At 34.7% G+C, this 19068-nt stretch carries 15 protein-coding genes and 1 tRNA gene; 1 reads left to right on the forward strand and 15 read right to left on the reverse strand.

From position 1 onward, the window contains the following. Positions 1–6: 6 nt before the first annotated feature. The 5 genes from rpsR to gltX form a co-directional block, all read right to left on the reverse strand. Positions 7–282, reverse strand: coding sequence for a 30S ribosomal protein S18 (gene rpsR / locus ONI09_RS02325; RefSeq protein WP_007548890.1), 276 nt, complete (start codon positions 280–282; stop codon positions 7–9). Then, positions 282–1055 carry a 30S ribosomal protein S6 gene (locus ONI09_RS02330; RefSeq protein WP_265014297.1) on the reverse strand — a complete coding sequence of 258 codons (774 nt, stop codon included), beginning with the start codon at positions 1053–1055 and terminating at the stop codon, positions 282–284. The genes rpsR and ONI09_RS02330 overlap by 1 nt, the downstream gene beginning before the upstream one ends. Positions 1056–1103: 48 nt before the next feature. Next, positions 1104–4433 (reverse strand): DNA polymerase III subunit alpha, encoded by a 3330-nt coding sequence (dnaE, locus tag ONI09_RS02335; protein WP_265014413.1) that lies wholly within the window; start codon positions 4431–4433, stop codon positions 1104–1106. Between the two features lie 660 nt (positions 4434–5093). After that, a complete protein-coding gene (locus ONI09_RS02340; RefSeq protein ID WP_265014298.1) occupies positions 5094–5249 on the reverse strand; it encodes a hypothetical protein in 156 nt (51 codons plus the stop codon). Between the two features lie 20 nt (positions 5250–5269). Then, a complete protein-coding gene (gene gltX / locus ONI09_RS02345; protein WP_265014299.1) occupies positions 5270–6592 on the reverse strand; it encodes a glutamate--tRNA ligase in 1323 nt (440 codons plus the stop codon). A 214-nt stretch (positions 6593–6806) separates the two neighbouring features. Here gltX and ligA point away from each other — a divergent pair, with 214 nt between their 5' ends. Further along, entirely contained in the window at positions 6807–8795 is a 1989-nt protein-coding gene (gene ligA / locus ONI09_RS02350) for an NAD-dependent DNA ligase LigA (RefSeq protein WP_265014300.1), read from the forward strand. 38 nt (positions 8796–8833) lie between these two features. On the opposite strand, the gene dapA is transcribed toward ligA, so the two are convergent. The 10 genes from dapA to ONI09_RS02400 form a co-directional block, all read right to left on the reverse strand. Continuing rightward, on the reverse strand, positions 8834–9715 hold the full coding sequence (gene dapA, locus ONI09_RS02355) for a 4-hydroxy-tetrahydrodipicolinate synthase (RefSeq protein WP_265014301.1): 882 nt from the start codon (positions 9713–9715) through the stop codon (positions 8834–8836). 9 nt (positions 9716–9724) lie between these two features. Further along, positions 9725–10207, reverse strand: a complete 483-nt coding sequence (gene ssb / locus ONI09_RS02360; RefSeq protein ID WP_010082448.1) for a single-stranded DNA-binding protein — start codon at positions 10205–10207, stop codon at positions 9725–9727. 67 nt (positions 10208–10274) lie between these two features. Beyond that, positions 10275–10348, reverse strand: a tRNA-Arg gene (locus ONI09_RS02365). 13 nt (positions 10349–10361) lie between these two features. After that, on the reverse strand, positions 10362–11177 hold the full coding sequence (locus ONI09_RS02370) for a hypothetical protein (RefSeq protein WP_264705397.1): 816 nt from the start codon (positions 11175–11177) through the stop codon (positions 10362–10364). A gap of 4 nt (positions 11178–11181) precedes the next feature. Beyond that, entirely contained in the window at positions 11182–11790 is a 609-nt protein-coding gene (locus ONI09_RS02375) for a hypothetical protein (RefSeq protein WP_265014302.1), read from the reverse strand. A 4-nt stretch (positions 11791–11794) separates the two neighbouring features. Further along, complete coding sequence (locus ONI09_RS02380) at positions 11795–13234, reverse strand: hypothetical protein (RefSeq protein WP_265014303.1); 1440 nt, start codon at positions 13232–13234, stop codon at positions 11795–11797. A 360-nt stretch (positions 13235–13594) separates the two neighbouring features. Then, the gene (locus ONI09_RS02385; RefSeq protein WP_265014304.1) at positions 13595–15340 is read right to left on the reverse strand and encodes a type I secretion system permease/ATPase; all 1746 of its coding nucleotides are present in this window, start codon (positions 15338–15340) and stop codon (positions 13595–13597) included. Between the two features lie 690 nt (positions 15341–16030). Then, on the reverse strand, positions 16031–16822 hold the full coding sequence (lgt, locus tag ONI09_RS02390; protein WP_265014305.1) for a prolipoprotein diacylglyceryl transferase: 792 nt from the start codon (positions 16820–16822) through the stop codon (positions 16031–16033). 6 nt (positions 16823–16828) lie between these two features. Beyond that, complete coding sequence (gene smpB, locus ONI09_RS02395) at positions 16829–17278, reverse strand: SsrA-binding protein SmpB (protein ID WP_007548863.1); 450 nt, start codon at positions 17276–17278, stop codon at positions 16829–16831. Positions 17279–17398: 120 nt separating this feature from the next. Beyond that, on the reverse strand, positions 17399–19054 hold the full coding sequence (locus tag ONI09_RS02400) for an ankyrin repeat domain-containing protein (RefSeq protein WP_265014306.1): 1656 nt from the start codon (positions 19052–19054) through the stop codon (positions 17399–17401). Positions 19055–19068 lie beyond the last annotated feature (14 nt).

Raw genomic sequence — 19068 nt, forward strand, 5'->3', positions numbered from 1 at the left:
AATTACCTAAACTTTTTTAGTACAGTAAGGAATAAGAGCTAAAAAACGTGCCCTTATGATCGCTAAGCGTAACTTCCTTTGTTTTTTTGCACATACGCCTGTTAATCTTCTAGGTAATATCCTACCATAGTCAGAGGTAAACTTGGATAATAAATCTATATTCTTATAATCTATGTCTTCATCTTTAGACGCAGCAAGAGGGCAAACTTTAGAACGCCTAAAGCCAGTCCTATTATTTACAGATACGTAAGAATTATTAAAACTATTTCGTCTTTTCATCATTATGCGCTTTGCTCCTCAATTTGTTTATTCATCATATGAGATTTACCTTCAAAAATTTTATCAACCTGCACAGGAAAGTGGCGAATAACGTTCTCATTAAGTTTCATTCTACGCATAAATTCATCCAGAATGCTTGCAGTAGAACTTATGCACATTATACAATAATGACCGCTCTTCATTTTATTTTTGTGATATGCAAAATCCAAAAGACCCCAATGTTCATACTTGATTAATCCTGATGCTTCAATGTTTTTCAAAAGCATTTCCAACGCTTTGCTCGATTGAGTTGGACCGTTTATTCTAAAATCTTTCAAAATATCTTGAAAAATCTTTATTAGATGTTCTGAAATATTTCTCTTCAAAGCATTTACTGCGTTATGGATAAACGCACTTTTAGTACTGCCTCCTAGAAATTTTGTAAAATCTTGCGTTATTCCTAAATCTTTTAGGTCATCTTTCAACTCTTTATCGATTTTTGACTTCACTTCTTTCAAATTTGAAAGATCTTCTTCTAATTCAACCCATAAAATTTTTGTAAGATCTTCCAAGAAATCAGAGTGAGCAACTAGACTTTCTTTAATGTCTTCAGCACGCACTTCTAACTCTTGTTTTGTAAGCTTGTCATTTCCTTTTTTCAGAATATCCCTGATTTGCTTGAACATAATATCTGCTTTAATATTTTTCAATGAAACAGCTAGCTCTTGGACCATCTCCTCTACTTCTTGCTGTAACAATCCTTGTTGTGCTATAAAAGTAAATTCATAAAGATTCACTATATCTTCCTTTAATACCGATTAAATATTTCATTATATAAAGCTTTTTTATATAAGCAAGTTATTTGTATTAATTTCTACGCCTTTAATCCAGCTTAAATTAGATATTTCATAAATTACTTGAGGAGCAATTGAGTATGCACCTGGTAATAAGATGCTCACTTTATGTTTTTCGAGAAGAAGTTTTAGCATTATTTTGGTTCTGCCTTCATCTTTCAATATTGTGTTTAATTCCATAGCGGCTTTTTGCGAATCCGTGCACTCAGTGGTGAGAACTAATTCTTTTACTGTAGAAGTGACTCTTTTTGTAAACTCAGATATATCCTTGCCTGCTAATCTTGTTGTATTTTCCGAAGCTTCAAGATCAATTATCACAAATGTTCCTGGTGAAAATAAATCTCTTTTTTCTTCTATTATTTCATTATTATAGAATGCTATTTCAGAAACGTTATGGGGATCAGAAAGTGTGAGGATAACAAACCTTCCACGCTCTGAAGTTCTCATACGTGCATTTAATATTACCCCAGCAGTTTTTGCTGTTCTATTTTCTCCGATAAACCCAATATTTAACTTTTCCAGAAGAGTTCTAAATTTTTCAAGCGGATGATTAGTTAAATAAAATCCTAGTGAAAATAACTCATGTTCTAATTTTTCCTCTTCATCAAAATCTTCCACATTCTCAAGTTTCGGTTTGAGGACATTAAGACTACCAAACAAAGCAGCTTGACTTGATTCTCTATCCTGTTTGTTTTTATTTGCAAAGTAAATCAGCGTGTCCATTGACTCATATAGCTGCTTTCTGTTCTTATGCACGCTATCGAATGCTCCGGATTTAATCAGGCTTTCTAGCGCTCTCTTATTTATTATATGACCTGAATTTTGAATGAATTCCCATATGTCCTTACAAGCGCTTGAACGTACGTTCACTATTCCTTCCGCTATAGAAAAACCAACATTCCTCAAGGCAGCAATACCGTAACGTATGCGTTCATCCTCTATTGAGAATTCAGCTTGAGACTTGTTTATATCAGGTGGAAGAACGGTAACGCCACTAAACTTTGCTGCATGATAAAATAAATTCAGTTTATCTCTATCATCAATATTCAGATTCATTAGTGCTGTAAAAAATTCTAATGGATAATTAGCTTTAAGGTAAGCCGTTTGATAAGATATCACCGCATATGCTGCAGCATGAGATTTATTGAACCCATAACCAGAAAATTTTGCAACAAGGTCAAAGATATAGCTTGCCCTGTCGTAATCAACGCCATTCTTCGTTGCCCCTTGGATGAAAAGTTCACGTTGTTTATCCATCTCTTCCTTGATTTTCTTACCCATAGCACGTCTCAGCAAATCTGCTTCTGCTAAGCTATACCCGGAAAGAATACGGGCTATTTCCATCACTTGTTCTTGGTAAATTATTACCCCAAATGTCTCTTTTAATACTTCTTCAAGTAACGGATGAATATAATCTGGCTTCTCAAGTCCATGCTTTCTTGCAACGTAAGTTGGAATGTTATCCATAGGTCCTGGACGATAAAGGGAAATTAAAGCGATAATATCCTCAATACAGTCCGGTTTTAGTTTAATTAAAGCTTCTCTCATTCCCGAACTTTCAAGCTGGAACACTCCAATTGAATCACCGCTTGAGAGCATCTCATAGGTTTTTTGGTCATCTAAAGGAACTGAAGAAATATCGATCTTTTGTCTATCACGATTAATTAAACGACATACATGATCTATTAGCGTTAGCGTACCAAGCCCAAGAAAATCAAATTTTATTAGCCCAGCTTTCTCCACATATTTCATGCTGTATTGAGTGATTGGCAGAGCCGAATTTGGATCGTAGTACACAGGAACAAAATTTTCCAACTTTTGATCACATATTACAATTCCAGCAGCATGAGTTGAAACGTGACGATATATTCCTTCGAGCCTTAGCGATATATCAAGAAGCTTTGCAATTACCTCATCACTATCCCGCTCTTTCTGCAGGTTTTGATCAAACTCTATCGCTTGTGATAAAGTTACAGGATTTACTGGATTAAATGGAACCATTTTAGATATTTTATCCACTTGAGAGTAAGGCATTTGCAATACTCTACCAACATCACGCAATACTGCCTTTGCTTGCAATTTTCCAAAAGTGATTATTTGAGCAACATAACCGTACTTTTTCTGAACATAATCAATAACCAGGTCCCTTTTCTCTTGGCAGAAATCGATATCAAAGTCAGGCATCGATACACGATCAGGATTCAAAAATCTTTCAAATATTAGGCCAAACTTTATTGGATCAAGGTCTGTAATCTGCAAGCCCCAAGCAACAATTGATCCAGCACCAGAGCCTCTTCCTGGACCAACTGGAATGCCATTTGCTTTGCTCCAACGAATGAAATCAGAAACTATCAAAAAGTAGCCAGCGTAGTTCATCGAAGTTATCACACTCAGTTCGTAATTCAGCCGATCGTAGTATTGTTTAAGGTCTATGTCTGTCTCATTCGCAATACGGAATTCTAATCCTGCAACTGCCTGCTCCCTCAGTTCTTCATTCTCAGTTTTATTTTCTCGACAAGGAAATTTAGGCAAAATAGGCTGCCTGCTTCTTGGCATGTAAGAGCACCGCTTAGCTATCACTAAAGTGTTATGAATTGCTTCGGGAATGTCGCTGAACAGCTCCTCCATTTCTGCCACAGACTTGAAGTAATGCTCGGTAGTTAACTTCTTTCTGTTATTCTCCAGGGCATAACTCCCCTCCGATATACACGTTAATATATCATAAGCCTCATAGTCAGACCTATTTGGAAAAAACACATCGTTCGTTGCAACTAGTGGTATATTGCGCTGATAAGCAAAGTCTATCAAAGCTTCTTCAAGCTCTAGCTCTTTATTCAGCCCATGACGCTGCAATTCAACATATAAATGACCATTGAATGCTGAAAGCAGTTTTTCAACCGTTTCTTTATCTTGCCCCAACAATGGTTGAGCCAAACATCCACCGGTTAAAGCGATCAGACCCGTACTTAAATTCAACAGCTCATCAAAATCAACGTAAGGAATATCGCTGTTATTCTTGCGCTTTCTAAAAGACTCACTCACCAAAGTGACTAAATTAGTGTACCCTTGCTCATTTTTTGCAAGCAATAATATAGGTAAATTTTGTTCTGAATGTTTAACTATAATATTGCATCCTATTATTAGCTGTATTCCCCTACTTGCCGCATATTCTGCAAACTCAAGTGAACCAAATAAATTACCTGAATCAGTAATTGCAACCGCTGGCATTTTATTTCGCAAACAAAGGCCGATCAGCTCCTCAATTTTAACCGAGCTTTCAAGCAGCGAATAAACACTATGAACACGTAAGTGTATGAACATAAGAAACTTTAGATCAACAAAAAAGGATAACATTAATTTACTCATGAGAACATAATTTTCATGAGAACACAAGCCTATAAAATTCTAAAATTAAAATACAAAAACTTACTTGACAAACTCCGCCAGCTCCCTTATCATGATAGTGAGGCTATTGTATTTGCTTTCGCCAATCTGGAGATTAAAAGGTAAGGATTACTTAATGTATCGGCGTCTTATGTTCAATTTTTTGCAGTATATAGATACTGTATGTCTTTACAAAACTTCATCTACATCTAGATTTTTATCTAAATAAGCTGAACGCGCTTATAAAGCGTTACAAGACATCAAAAAATGCCAATACTCGACAGAGATAGTAAAAGACTAGCTAACTCGGGGATTCTTTGTCTTTTTTTCTGCTTAGTAAATTTCTTAAACATTTGCAGCGTAAGTTAGTTGCAATTAAAAGCGGCTGAATCTCGCTTGTCAAGCATTTAAAACATAAAAAACGCCAATATTTTAAAGCGGATAATAACCACGGGGCTTCTTTTGCCTTTTTTTTCATTTGGTAAATTTCTTAATGTTTATGGCTAAACGACAACCGTCATCCCGCTGCTTGTTAGCGGGATCTCTTGTTAGCGGCTGAGATACCGCGAATGAATCGCGGTATGACGTAGATTGCTGTCATTCCAGTGCTCCTTTTTTTGTCATCCCAGTGTCTGGGCACTGGGATGACAAGAAAGAGGCTACTTGGATGACACCCTGACAATCGTCATCCCGCTGCTTGTTAGCGGCTAAGGGATACCGCGAATGAATCGCGGTATGACGTAGGGATTGCATTAGCTATAATTCTTTAGTTTTCACTTTTCTTTTAACCTTGCAATGATATTTTCTTTCCCGATAAAAATTAATAGTTTAGCGAGCTCTGGTCCTGTTTCTGTTCCTGTTAAAGCTGAACGCAACTGCGTAAATAGGTTTTTTGCCTTTATATCCACTGTTTGTCGAATAGTTTTGACCCATTCTGACAACGTGTTTTCATTACAATCACCTTGGGGCAATGCATTGAACGCAATTTTTATAAGCTCCTTATCAAGAATCACAGGCTCTATATCGGATTTGCATATTTTCCACCACTTGGCCACCTCAGAAAACCTTTCTATATTGTTCTTTATAAAATACCAAAACTCTGAGGAGTCCACTCCAATTTGATTTAAACGTTCTTGTATAATTTCAAATGGCATTTGTTGCAGCACTTTGCTATTTAGCTTGTATGCTTCACTCAAGCTAAATTGCGTACATGCTGAGCTAAATTTTTTAATGTCAAATGAATCAATCAAAGATTGCATACAGGCGCAAGCTTCAATTGGATTCGATGTTCCAAGCTTCACTAAATAACTAACTAGTGCCATCGGTTCAATTTCATCTTCTTTTATAGATTTAATGTCCAGCACGCCGGTTCGCTTGGATATTTTGCTATCATCAAAATGTAGCAGAGAAAGGTGAGCAAATGTAGGGATTTTCGCTTTTAATGCTTTAATCATTTGGATTTGCACTGCGGTATTAGTTACATGATCTTCCCCGCGTACAATATGAGTTACATTAAAGTCAACATCATCAGTAACAGAAGGTAACATGTATGTGTAAATTCCATCTTCTCTTTTTACCACAGGATCGCTGATGTGACTTGTTGCAATATTTATTTCACCTTTAACTTCATCATTCCATTTAACAACTTCATTTCTATCCAACTTAAATCTAAAATGTGGTCTTCTTCCTTCTTGCTCATAACTAATTTTCTCTTGCTCAGTTAGAAGTAACGCGCTTCTGTCATATACAGGGGGAAGTCCTTGTTTTAACTGCAATTTTCGTTTAATGTCTAACCCTTCTCTTGTTTCATAGCATGCATAAATATGCCCTTCTTTTATTAACTGCAAAAACACCTCATTGTAACGCTCAAAGCGCTCTGATTGCTTGAAACTTGCATCCCAATTGATACCAATCCATTTCAAATCTTGTATGATATCATTTATATATTTGACATCTGAACGCTGAAGGTCAGTATCATCAAAACGGAGTAAAAATTTTCCATTTTGATTGCGTGTGTACATCCAACAAACCAAGGCAGTTCGTACGTTTCCTACGTGGAGGTAGCCAGTTGGGCTTGGAGCGAATCTTGTTAGCATTTAAATAGCAATATTGTTTACTCTAATTTATTTTAATTTTATATAAATATATGGCTAGAGCAAGCGAGATCTGCTAATACAATTGAGCAAGAGAAGAATAAGTATGGCTATAGCATTGTGGCACCTTTGATATTTGATGGATTAAGACCATATGATAAATTCAAGAAAATTCACAGCTTGACGACAAAGGCTAATGTAGCATTATATTGGTATCATGACTAACTTAGAAAAGATGAGAGAAAAACTGCAAGATCAAATAAATTATCATAATGTTTTGTATCACCAAAAAAATAAGCCAGAAATAAGTGATGCTGAATATGATGAACTGAAGAAAAAGTTAGCTGAAATAGAGCCAGAAATTTATGCAACACAAGATAGTGTTGGTGCTCCACCTGATGAGAGGTTTTCTAAGGTGGAACATCAAGAACCTATGCTTTCCCTTGAGAATGCTTATGATGAACAAGGTGTAGAGAAATTTTTGTCTAAAATAAAGAGGTTTTTAATTGAGGACAAAATAGAGATATTATGTGAACCAAAAATTGATGGGTTGTCGTTTTCTGCAATTTATGAGGATGGAAGATTTGTTAAAGCTGCAACTCGAGGTGATGGTTTTGTAGGGGAAGATGTCACTCACAATGTTGCAACAATAAAAGGCTTTCCTAAGTTTTTGCAAGGTGTGCAAGGAAGACTAGAAGTAAGAGGTGAAATATACATCAGTAACAGCGACTTTTTAAAGTTAAATGAAAACGATGAATTTGCCAATCCTCGAAATGCAGCCGCTGGTTCTTTAAAGCAATTGGATGCAAACATTACAGCAAGTAGACCTCTTAGATATTTTGCTTATTCTTTAATTGGTGGAGCAGAGAAAAGTCAAAGTGAAATACTAAATAAGCTTGAGGCACTTGGTTTTTGCGTAAATGAGCATCAGTCCTTAACGAGTAGTTTGGATGGAATGCTGAAGTTCTATAACGAAGTCTATAACTGTCGCTATAACTTGGATTATGATATTGATGGAATAGTCTATAAAGTAAATGATTTGGTACTACAAAATCGTCTAGGGAATACTCACAAAGTACCGCGCTCAGCACTTGCATACAAGTTTTCTGCGGTTTATGCAAAAACAAAGTTAAATAAGATATTTATACAGGTGGGCAGAACAGGGGTTTTAACTCCAGTTGCAGATTTAGTGCCAGTCAATATTGGTGGGGTGCTAGTTAGTAGAGCAAGTCTGCATAACCAAGATGAGATAAAACGTAAAGACATAAGAGAGGGAGATATTGTAACAATCAAAAGGGCAGGGGATGTAATTCCCCAGATCGTTGAAGTAAGCAGAGATTCTCGTCTTCCAAATACACCTGAATTTGTGTTTCCTGAAGTATGCCCTGAATGTGGTAGTAAAGTACGTCAGGTTGAGGGAGAGGCTGCAGTAAGATGTCCTGAGGAATTTGCCTGTAAAGCTCAAATAATAGAAAAACTAAAGCATTTTGTATCGAAAGATGCATTTGACATTGTTGGCCTTGGTGATAAGCAGATAGAGTTTTTTTACGACCTTGGTCTGATAAAACAAATTCCCGATATTTTTACTTTAGAAGAAAGATTGGATGAATTTAATCTGGAAGAACAGTCTGGTTGGGGCAAGAAATCAATAGCTCATTTATTAAATGCTATACAAAGCAGAAGGGTAATAACTCTAGATAGGTTTATATTTTCTTTAGGTATTAGATTTATTGGCCAAGTTGCAGCAGAATTGCTTGCAGATTATTATGTTTCTTATGATAATTGGTATAATTCGATGATTGAACTGTCATCAGATAATACTGAGCTAGTGGGTATAGACGGCATAGGAAAAAAAGTGGCTGAATCTTTGGAATCATTTTTTTCTAAGGAACATAACATCAAAATGTTAAATGATCTTACTGCTTGTCTTCAAATTCTTCCTGTGAGCTCCAACTCTAGTAACTCTGTTTTAAATAATAAAATTATAGTGTTTACTGGTAAGCTACTTGCTATGAGTAGAGGAGAGGCAAAAGTAAGAGCCAAAACTCTAGGAGCAAAGGTCAGCTCACATCTTTCTGCTAAAACTGACTACCTAATTGCAGGAGAAAAACCAGGATCCAAATATAAAAAGGCAGTGGAATTAGGTGTAGAAATTTTAGATGAAGATCAGTGGCATAAAGTGATAAGTTTGGGAGTGTTCAAATGACACTTAGATTGTATATTAAATCAAAGTTGCAAGACTATTTAGAGAGTAGCCAATTCTTTCCATCCAAGAATCATTTTATTGACTTGCCTCAATTTTTCAACAGAAGGCAAGTCTTCTGTGCTGAGTGGTAGGCGGACAGTTTGATGTTCTATGAGCCCAATATCATGCAAAAGTGCTTTAGTGGGTATTGGGTTGCTGGCAATAAATAACGCTTCGCAAGCCTGTTGCCAGATATCTGCCTGAGGGTTCCTGCCATTGAGGCACTTCTTAACGTATTCATGCGCTATGCGTGGCCAAACATTGGCAGCAACGGAAACCAGTCCAGCCGCACCATAAGCGGCCATATCAGATATCATATTATCATCTCCGCAAAAGACCTCAATATTTGGTGCAACTTTCTTATACTGAGCTAAAGTATCAACAGTGCCACTTGAATCTTTGATAGCCCAAAATTTTTCGTGGCTGGATAAGTTGCGTACAGTTTCAGCGTGAAGACTCACTCCTGCTCTTGATGGAATATTGTAAAACATAACCGGCACATGTGCTTTCTCAAGCAGCTTTTCAAACCATAAAGTCTGCCCCATAATTCCGGGCTTTGCATAAATGGGAGTTGTCATTAGATAGCCATGAATAGGCATAACCTTGCAAAAATCAAGCCATTCAAGAGTCTGATATAGATTCACTCCTGGTACGCCAATTATAATTTTCGTATTTAATTTTAGTTTACATACGAATTCAACTAATGTACGCTTTTCAGAATCAGTAAGCGATAGGCTCTCACCTGTGCTACCTAGCAACACTACGCCATTTTCAGCTTTAACTTGCATTGTCAGTAAACGCTGCAAACTGCTATAATCTATGCTATCCCCATTGCAATTAAAAGGAGTAACACAAGCAGTCCATAAAAATGTAGATTTCAATTTAAATTGTTAAAATGGTATTTCATCGTCGAGTAGTTCATCTTTTATATCGTTGTCAAAACTTTCGTGTTTATCTTTTTGTTCTGTTTCACCTTGTTTGTATTCACTTGGCTTGTAATCAGAATTTGGCGCACTATTTCGTGAATCCAAGAGAGTAAGAGCGCTATTAAAATTATATAGAACCACCTCTGTTGTGTATCTTTCACCACCGTTTTGGTCAGTCCATTTTCTAGTTCTCAAAGAACCTTCAACATAAACTTTACTGCCTTTGCGTGCAAAATCTTTGACGATTTTTACTAATCCTTCACTAAAAATTACGATATTATGCCACTCTGTCTTTTCAGAGCGCATACCGGAAAGTTTGTCAGTCCAACTTTCAGACGTGGCTATTGAAAAACTTGCCATTTCTTTTCCATTTTGTGTAGTCCTAATTTCAGGATCTTTTCCTAAATTACCAACTAGTATGACTTTGTTTATGGTACCACCAGACATAATTATGCTCTAAATAAATCCTTTTATTATCTTATGTGAAAATACTATTGTCAAATTTAATTAAAAGTGCGCTTGGAGGGATTCGAACCCACGGCCTTTGCCTCCGGAGGGCAACGCTCTATCCAACTGAGCTACAAGCGCATATATATTTAAGTTATTTAATAGATAAGCCATCCAAGTCAAATTTTTGTTTTGGATAAAGCGTAAACATAATACTCCCATATCCAAAATATACATTTTGAGAATCATTCGCATGCTTTTTTATTGCTTTTTGATCTACGGTCCATACAAAAGTTACATAATTTTCAGTGACTGAGTGCACTTTTAAATCCTGAGTATTTATAAACAGTTTTCCATTTACCCATATTTTCCATGTATCGGGAGAAAGATATAAAATTGAGTCTAAACTCACTACCTTACCGTTGAAATTATCTGATACCTCCTCTTTTACAGCTCTTGAAGATCGTAAATTGAACTTTTCCATTTCATTGACCATTCTATTAACTGGCTCTTCATCAAAAAAAATGCTTTTTACGTTACTATATTGTGACAAAACGTCAAAGTCACTTTCCACTGCTTCCCTTATTATATCGTCCCGATCTGTATAGCTTAGTTTTTGATTGTTGATAAAGAAACACTCTTTTGCACGCAAATTTGCTATATCAATAAAATCGTCGATTTCTTGATTGCCAACTTTAAGAATACTTTCAAAATATCTTTTTTCTATCATCATTCCATACTGAGAATGATGACAAACCATTTCATCATTACCTTGTTTTTCTATATATACGCATAAATTTCCACTATTTAATCCTAATATTTTATGCTCAATAAAATCTTCATTGCCAATATATTGTCGGCAAGAATACTCCTTACAAATTTCTATGCTTTCTATGATATCTTCACAACTGCAATATGCATTAACATTGGAAATGAGTAGCGTAAAAATAAAAAACAGCTTTATGTTCATCACCTTATCTACTTAATATAGTATACCAATCAAAGACTATATTAGCTCTCACTATCTCTATCATATTACCATTCAAAATCTGATTCATAGTTGCAGCATCAATATTTCTCTGCTTATTTAAAATAAGAGATTTGATCATAACATAACCGGGCAGATTTGGAATAGACTGTAGAAATAAAAAAATATGCTTATCGCTGATTGAGCTTAAATTTAGGACCACTTCACTTTTTATTACTTTTGTGCGTTCACTTTTGTTGTGGAGCTCAACTTCTTCGGGTATAGAAATTGATATTTCAGGTTCTAATATATAGTACTTTTTATATAACTTGCTAAGCTCGAAATTTAAATTTGTAATGTATCTGCTACTATGAAAATTTGAAGAAGAAATTTTTTTCCATAAATCTAGGTTTTTATTTAGAACAACTTCCTTTTTTTGAATTCCAGTAATCTGTAAATTAATAGAACGTATTTTATCAATCGCAATTTGGTTTTTATTATAAATCTTTTCGTTATAGATAACAACATATGTTAATAACCCTATTAATCCAACAGATAATAACAAATACGATATAAACTGAATTGTAGCTTTTCTTTTTAATTGAGAGATAGTCATTAATCTACATTGCCTCTCCTATTTCAACATCAATAGATAGATTTTGCTCTTTAGCAGCAGGTAAGCTAGAAATATTAATGTCATAGGTACGAAAATTATCGTTTAAATTTTTTCGTAGTTTCTCGTATTGATGAGAAATATTTTTACCGGATTGAAAATTAAACTTTAAAGTTGTGGTAATATAACTTTTTGCCTCATTATAATTCCATTCAAATGATCGAAGCTCTATACCTGGTATTTTTAACTTTTCTACATACTTAACTTGTGTAAGAGGAGAGTATTCTATTTTTGATAAAATATTATTGATATTAATAAAATCATAAATTTCATCTATTTTTTTTACATTATAGCTTTGGCTAAGTTTTGTTAATTGGTTATTTAAGGTGTTCTGCTTTGCTGATAAATTATCAGCGACATTGAAATTTGAATACAAATTTAGCAAACAAAGGGTGTTCATTGTAACTAAAACCAGGGCGAAGTATAGAAAAATTCGAGGAGAGTTTAAATAAAGGTAATTGAATAGATAAAATTCTTTAGTTTCCTTTGTATTAAAAATAGCTGCTAATTTATTCTTAAAGCTATGAAACAAAATTATGGTATCGCAAAAGTTATCTTTTTCACTTATAGCTGGTTCTGCTCCTAATAGTTTGCCTAACTCATATGGAGTTAATATGTTCACACTGTTCTCTGAAAAATTTATGACTGATAAACTAGCTTTGATATCTTCTGACACTATGATACAAAGGTCGATAGGGTTATTTTTTTCAAACCCAAACTTAGTTAAGGATCGAATAGTATCTTGCACTTCCTGATATATTCCACCAGCGATAATTCCTGGTAAATTATCATTAGTAAATGATGTTAAGCGCGTAAATACTATTTTATTCTCTTTAAGAACCACTTGTCTATAGCCTCCCGTTTTAGTTGCAGCAACTATAATTTTCCAATTATTAGGATCTTTATGTAGAATCTTTTTTGTTATATTACTTATTTCTATAGGAAACATTAATATTCCCTTAAAGTTGGAGCCTATCTCAATAAACACATTCAACCAATATTCTACTAAATGCTTTGCTTTTGATGAAACAAGAAGATAGCACCAGTTTTGATTGAATTTGTTTGGCTTCTCAACCAAAAAAACTGAACTTATGTCATTATTACGAGAAAAATGCTCCATCTTTGTTTTTGCTGATAGATAGGCACTAATCTTGTTTGCCCTTGTAATAAACTGTAGCGAGTAATTTTGATCTGCATGATTAAGCACCAGGTATAAAGGTGCTTTTTTATCTGACGAAAGACATGAAATTAAATCGGAAACTGCTTTATCGTTTTTGCCCTTAACAAAATACCTTTTATTTAAAGTATTATTTTTAAAATATAGTAACATTATGCCTTCTTCTCCAATAGAAAGCATAAACTTACTTTTGGATTTTGAACTAAACATATTAACAAAGCATATACTTATCTAGAATTAAAAAGGCAATTTATTGAAATTCATTAAACGCTAGAGGGAAATATTGTTATAAATTTTCGCAGCAACATTATTTATATTATAATTTTTTATAAAATTACCACTAATATTAAGTTATTTAGATAATAAATTAAGAAAGTTCATTAAGACGAATTTGTTGTTTTTCAAATTGTAGGTAAACCTAAGCCACTTTAGCTATATCTGCCGATTGACTTTAATTAATAAGAGTTATTAATCTATTTACTATTCTTGTAATATTATTTCTAATGGTAAAGAAATATATATTTTTCTGGAACAGTTGTTATTTCAGATACAGAATTTATTGTAAGTAAACTAACCATTTGCTGAAGAGCGCTCATCTTCTGTGGTACTTGATGATGGAGCAACTAATTTGCTCAAAATCTCATCTTTTGGTCCCATAGCGTAAATGACACCATCTGACATGAGGATCACCTTATCAACTACGGACAATAACGGTAGCTTGTGAGTGATGATAACAGTAGTAGTATTTTGTTTTCTTGCAATGCCAATTGCATTAATTAAGCATGCCTCTCCATTGCTATCTAAGTTAGCGTTTGGTTCATCAAGTACTAAAAGTTTTGTGTGACCATAAAAAGCTCTGGCAAGTCCAAGAAGCTGTTTTTGGCCGCCAGAGAGCGTTACTCCTCCAGGACCTCCTATTGTTGTATCATATCCATTTGGTAAGCTTAGTATTAGTTCATGTATTCCTGCAATTTTTGCTGCTTTGATTATTTCTTCAGGATTTGGATCTGGCCTCATGCGAGCAATATTAGCTTTGACACTAGTGTTAAATAACTCAATATCCTGAGGTAAGTAGCCAACATAATTACCAAAATTTTCTCGATTCCAAGTATATACATCAGCGCCATCTAGTCTGACTACACCAGATATTGGCTTCCATATACCAACAGTTAATTTTGCGATAGTGGATTTACCAGAAGCACTTGCACCAATAACACCAACTACATCTCCAGGATCTATAATGAATGATATTCCTTTTACTGTCGGCTTATTGCTTCCATAAGGAGTAAAAAATACTCTATCAAATTCCAATTTTCCTTCAGGTTCTGGTAGAGCCATCGTTTGCTCTCTTTTTGGCGATGTTAATATAAGTCTTTGTAGCCTTCCATATGACATTCTAGCCTGATTTAAAAACTTCCAAGTATGAACCGCAGCATCAAATGGTGCTAATACTCTACCCATTAAAATTGAAGCAGCGATGATGCTACCGGCAGTCTTATGAGCTGTGATTGCAAGTAATGCACCTGTTCCAATCACTGATATTTGCAGAGTTGAGCGCAAAAATTTAGTGATTCCAGTAATTACATTAGAGCGATTTTGTGCTTTAATTTGCATTGCTCGGTTCTGATCATTTCGTTTACACCAATCAGAGACTATGAATTCTGACATGCCCATAGCTTCAACCACTTCTGCATTTCTTGTTGCAACATCTATAGCATTGATATTCCGTATAGTTTCTTCGTTGGTTTCTTGTAATATTCGTTTAGTGGCAAGTTCATTCCATATTGCCATAGAGACTAATATAATAATTCCAGTAATAGCTATAAACCCCGTGGAGGTATGTATCATGAAAATCACAACAAGGTAAATTAACGACCATGGAGTATCAAACAGTGAGAATATACCATTTCCTGTAATGAAATTTTTTATCACTCCGAGATCTCGTATTGCTTCACCACTTGAAGTTGAGCTCTGCACTGACGTTAGCCTGATTGACCTTACTATCAGATCTGGTGTTGCAGTTTTATCGATCCAATCACCTATTTTTGCCATGGCTAAATATCGACAAGTTTCAAGCATTGCAGAACATGCAAATGCAGATAAAGTGATAATTGTCAGCATAGTTAGTGTTGATACACTTTCGCTCGATATCACCCGATCAAGCACTTGAGAGGTATAAAGTGGTAGGAATAACATTAATAAATTGATTCCCGCGCTAAACCAAAAGATAAACCAAAATGCACTTTTGCATTTTTCTAGGCAAACATATAGAGTACTTTGCTTCAAATCTTTTTTTATTGATGGCGTAATTTCCACAATCTTCCTCTTAATTTGATTACATGCACCATATACAATTTTTATTACAAAAATATTAATAACGGTAGTTAGCTTACTTTAAGTGAGTAAAATATTAATATATGTGAATAGGAAATATAAACAATGGTAAAAAGAAGTATAGTTGATATTTCCTTCGTTGCCTATAGCGAAGCTACGTCATACCGCGATTCATTCTATAGCTGTACGAACATTCATTTTTAAAGATAAACTGCACAGCAAATGGTGTCATGAAAGTAGCTGACACTGGGATGGCTTTGTTGCATCGCTACTTATGAAAGGCTAACTATAATTAGGATTATAAGCAACTTATTGAAAATCTTGTTTTTTTGCAATCAATCTGATCAAATTTAAGAATAGTAATTTGTTATTTATATTAATAAATTTAATTCTATTGAAAATAGCTAAAGCATTGAAATTCTTGAATTTTAGCCGGATTAGTGAGTGGTAGTGAAATTTCTTTTACTCAAATTTAGGTATTCACTGACCGTTCTTGTTGTAAATACCAGAATAATAAGCTACTGATATACTCCACCTTTTTTATCTTTAATCCATCATAGCTAGCGATGCAACAAAGCCCACCGATTCATTCTACTGCAACGCAGAAAATTCGTACAATTGTGCATAATATGGGGCTTCTGGCTACATTTTTCTATTGAACTCACCTTTCCTCTATGTGACAGATTTCGTATTAAATTTTAAATTTAATGCGCCTAGATATACAAGCATTCCTAGCAAAACCATAGGTATAGAAAGCAACTGCCCCATAGTTAAATCAAGCCACAAATAGCCAATTTGATAGTCTGGTTCGCGAAAAAACTCAACGAAAAAACGTGCTATTCCATACCACATAACTGCAATACCAGTTAACGCACCGTGATACAGTCTTATTCTAGTTAAGAAAAACAGTGAATTTGCAACTGCAAAAAGTAGCAGTCCTTCAAAAAGTGCCTCATAAAGCTGGTTTGGATGACGCAGCAAATTATCACCACTCTCTGGAAATACCATACCCCATGGCATAGTTGTAACTCTGCCAAATAACTCTCCGTTTATAAAATTGCCTATGCGACCTAAAAATAAACCTATGGGAACTCCGCAAGAAACTAGGTCCAGTGCATAAAATATAGGAATGTTATGTCTTCTGCAGGAGATTATTACTGCAAGCAAAACTCCTATAGCACCACCATGAAATGACATCCCTCCTTCCCAGGTCTTCAATATCTCAATAGGGTTGCTTATATAAAGAACTGGATCATATATCAATACGTAGCCAAGTCTACCTCCAAGGGTAATACCTACAATAGTGGCTGTTAATAACGAATCGTAAAAATTCTTAGTAAATATTTTTTGGTCATCTAGCTTATGTAAATACCAATATGCAAACACTATACCCAAAACGTAGGCTAAGGAATACCAATATATAGAAACAGGACCGATGCTGAAAATTACTGGATTTAAAGACATATTTTGCTATAAATTATTTTTAGACAATCTACTTTTTTCACGATCCCACTCTCTCTGTTTTATGGTTGCTCTCTTATCGTAGAGTTTTTTTCCTTTTACAATGGCAATTTTAGTTTTTGCAAATCCTTTATCGTTAAAATAGACCGAAAGCGGCACAACAGTTATCCCAGCAGTCTTGATTTGACCAATTAGTTTATTTATCTCCTTTTTATGCAAGAGTAATTTACGTTCCCTTTTTGGTTTATGATTTTTTCGGTTCGCAGCTTTATATTCTGCAATATGCATATTGTGCAGCCATACTTCGCTATTCTTTTCAACAACGTAGGCGTCGGAAATATTTACTTTTCTTTCTCTTAGCGATTTAACTTCACTGCTTAATAAGACCATACCCGCTTCAAATTCTTCTAAGATGAAATATTCAAACCTTGCTTTCCTATTTTCTGCAATAACTTCCATATCTAAAGATATCTTTAAGCTTCAATATATTACAGAGTTTTTGACTTAATTCATAATAAAACAGTTATCCCAATAAATATAAGGTGCCAGGCTAGTCTGATAGCAACAGGATAACAAAAATCAAGTAAGTACTTCTTTTGCCTTTCCAGATACAAGTTCCTGCTTTACTCCTTTCATTTCAGTTTTAGGCTTTGACATTATATATTGACCAGCACCAACTATGAGCGCAAATCCTGCAGCTAGTCCAATTATTGCTGGTACAGATAGGGCAGTAGCAAATGCAAGTGCAACACCAACTATCACTGCAGTTACAAAACACACAATAACACCTTTTACAATTGCATTTTTTGCAGATTGTTCTTTTTCTTTCACAATTGCATTTTTTCCAACCTGTTTTTCTTCCTTTTTCTCTGGAAGCTGCATTACATCTTTATTTTCAGTAAGATCCTTTGGCGCTTTTTTATTCTCATTTTTTAACGTTTGCTTTTTTTCCGCTTCCTCTAAAAGCTGAATTATACCTTGATATTTAGTAAGGTCTCTTGGCGTTTTTCCATCAACATCTTTTAATGAAGGGTCTGCTTCAGTGTGTAGCAGAACTTCCACCACTTTTATTTTGCCATTTTTAGCAGCAAGATGTAAAGGAGTACGTCTATCACCATTTTTTGCCTTAACCTTTGCTCCTTTTGCGATTAGAGTTTTTACTATATCTTCGTGGCCATTTTCAGCAGCAACATGCAAAGGAGTCCATCTATCAGCATCCTTTATATTAACATCTGCTTTCTCAACTAGAATTTTTACTACCTCTATGTGGTTATTTTCAGCAGCAAGATGTAAAGGAGTACATCCACCATCATCTTTTGCATTAACGTTTACTCCTTTATTTAATAGGTTTTTCACCTCCTCCTCCTCATTATTATGTTTAACAGCTGAATGCAAAGCTTTGGTGTTCTCTTGTGCCTTTAATAGAGCTCCTTTTACCACTTCATGGCCTTTTTGAGAAGCAAATGTTAAAGGAGTCCATTTATAATGATCTTTCGCATTAACATCTGCTCCTTTTTCAATTAGAGTTTCTACTATATCTTCGCGGCCATTTGCAGCAGCAAGATGTAAAGGAGTCCACCCATCACTATTTTTTGCATCAACGTTGATTCCTTCTGCTTTTGATAGAACTTGTACTATCTCTTTGTGGCCATTTGTAATAGCAAGATGTAAAGGAGCCCATCCTTTATCATTTTCTGCATTAACATTTGCTCCTTTTCCAATTAGAGTGTTTACTACATTTTCGTGGTTCTTTTCAACAGCAAAATGTAAAGAAGTCCATCCATCACCATTTTTTGCATCAACAATTGCTCCTTTTCCAGTTAGAATGGTTACTACATCTTTGTGGCCATAGTGAGCAGCAATATGTAAAGGAGTAATTTTATTATCATGTTCTGCATTAATATCTGCCCCGTTTTCAATCAGAGCTTTTGCTACATTTGCATAGTTCCAATAAGAAGCAAGATGTAACAATTTGACTTTCTTAGAATTTTGACCACAAGATATAGTAAATATGTAATTTATGCCAGATCCACTATCGTTGTCAGGTTTACTCTTTTCCCACTCTTGACATAAATCTGGATCTTCTTCTTGTAACTTAGCTTTTATTTTTTCAACTATATTGTCCTTGCTCAAATCTGAAAGGTCATTTATTTTTTTTAATATTTCCATAAATTTGTCATATTTCATAACTTTCTCACTTAAAATACATAACTTAGTTGTTATATCTTTTAACATAGAAGTCAAGAACC

This window comes from Wolbachia endosymbiont of Drosophila pseudotakahashii, assembly GCF_026015925.1.
In the GTDB taxonomy this organism is placed as follows: domain Bacteria; phylum Pseudomonadota; class Alphaproteobacteria; order Rickettsiales; family Anaplasmataceae; genus Wolbachia; species Wolbachia pipientis.

What these genes read in the sequence shown, in the direction of transcription:
- rpsR (WP_007548890.1), bottom strand. Translation starts at nt 282, where the DNA reads ATGATGAAAAGACGAAATAGTTTTAATAATTCTTACGTATCTGTAAAT.
- dnaE (WP_265014413.1), bottom strand. Translation starts at nt 4,433, where the DNA reads ATGTTCATACACTTACGTGTTCATAGTGTTTATTCGCTGCTTGAAAGC.
- ONI09_RS02340 (WP_265014298.1), bottom strand. Translation starts at nt 5,249, where the DNA reads ATGCAATCCCTACGTCATACCGCGATTCATTCGCGGTATCCCTTAGCC.
- gltX (WP_265014299.1), bottom strand. Translation starts at nt 6,592, where the DNA reads ATGCTAACAAGATTCGCTCCAAGCCCAACTGGCTACCTCCACGTAGGA.
- ligA (WP_265014300.1), top strand. Translation starts at nt 6,807, where the DNA reads ATGACTAACTTAGAAAAGATGAGAGAAAAACTGCAAGATCAAATAAAT.
- ssb (WP_010082448.1), bottom strand. Translation starts at nt 10,207, where the DNA reads ATGTCTGGTGGTACCATAAACAAAGTCATACTAGTTGGTAATTTAGGA.
- ONI09_RS02370 (WP_264705397.1), bottom strand. Translation starts at nt 11,177, where the DNA reads ATGAACATAAAGCTGTTTTTTATTTTTACGCTACTCATTTCCAATGTT.
- ONI09_RS02375 (WP_265014302.1), bottom strand. Translation starts at nt 11,790, where the DNA reads ATGACTATCTCTCAATTAAAAAGAAAAGCTACAATTCAGTTTATATCG.
- ONI09_RS02380 (WP_265014303.1), bottom strand. Translation starts at nt 13,234, where the DNA reads ATGTTTAGTTCAAAATCCAAAAGTAAGTTTATGCTTTCTATTGGAGAA.
- lgt (WP_265014305.1), bottom strand. Translation starts at nt 16,822, where the DNA reads ATGTCTTTAAATCCAGTAATTTTCAGCATCGGTCCTGTTTCTATATAT.
- smpB (WP_007548863.1), bottom strand. Translation starts at nt 17,278, where the DNA reads ATGGAAGTTATTGCAGAAAATAGGAAAGCAAGGTTTGAATATTTCATC.
- ONI09_RS02400 (WP_265014306.1), bottom strand. Translation starts at nt 19,054, where the DNA reads ATGTTAAAAGATATAACAACTAAGTTATGTATTTTAAGTGAGAAAGTT.